At 59.8% G+C, this 753-nt stretch carries 1 protein-coding gene; it reads right to left on the bottom strand.

Translation table 11 applies throughout. From position 1 onward, the window contains the following. A partial coding sequence (locus A3754_RS01385) for an Hsp70 family protein (protein ID WP_156496667.1) occupies nucleotides 1–692 on the bottom strand: 692 nt, incomplete at its 3' end. Between the last annotated feature and the right edge of the window lie 61 nt (nucleotides 693–753).

Here is a 753-nt window from a genome sequence, read left to right as displayed (position 1 = left end):
AGGTAAAGCTGTTGCAGCAGGTTGGGCTTCAGGTCATCGCGACGCAGCGAATGCTCGCGTAAAACGTCGTCGACCATGGCATCGACAAAGTCTTCGCCGCCGAGAAAGTTGTCCCCGGCGCTGGCGTGAACTTCCATGATGCCGTCGAAAAATTCCAGCAGTGATACATCAAAGGTGCCGCCGCCCAGGTCCAGGATCAGGAACAGGCCTTCCTGCTTTTCGTGCAGGCCATAGGCAATGGCGGCGGCGGTAGGTTCGTTGATCAACCGCTCCACTTTCAGGCCCGCCAGTTCGGCGGCCTGCTTGGTGGCGTGGCGCTGGTTATCGTTGAAGTAGGCCGGCACACTGATGACCGCCTCGGTGACCGCCTCGCCCAGGTAGGCTTCGGCGTCTTCCTTCAATGAGCGCAATACCAGCGATGACAATTCCGTGGCACTGAATGCCTGGCGGCCCAGCTTGATCTTGTGGTCGGTGCCCATCAATCGTTTAAAGGCGGCCACGGTCTGATCACTGTGGTTGATCAGGCGTTGGCGGGCGGTACGCCCCACGATCAGCTCACCCTGGGTGTCCAGCCCGACCACCGACGGGGTCAACACGTCCCCCAGCCGGTTCGGTATCAGTTTGACCCCCTCGTCCGTCCAGATGCCGCAGGCACTGTTGGTGGTCCCCAGGTCGATACCGATAATGGTCATGCGCGTTCCTTGTTGTTAGGCTGACAATCCCGTTGCAGCAGCCGTGGTTATGCTTCAAGTC

Source organism: Alcanivorax sp. HI0083 (genome assembly GCF_001635175.1).
This window is presented reverse-complemented; position numbering and strand designations above follow the sequence as displayed.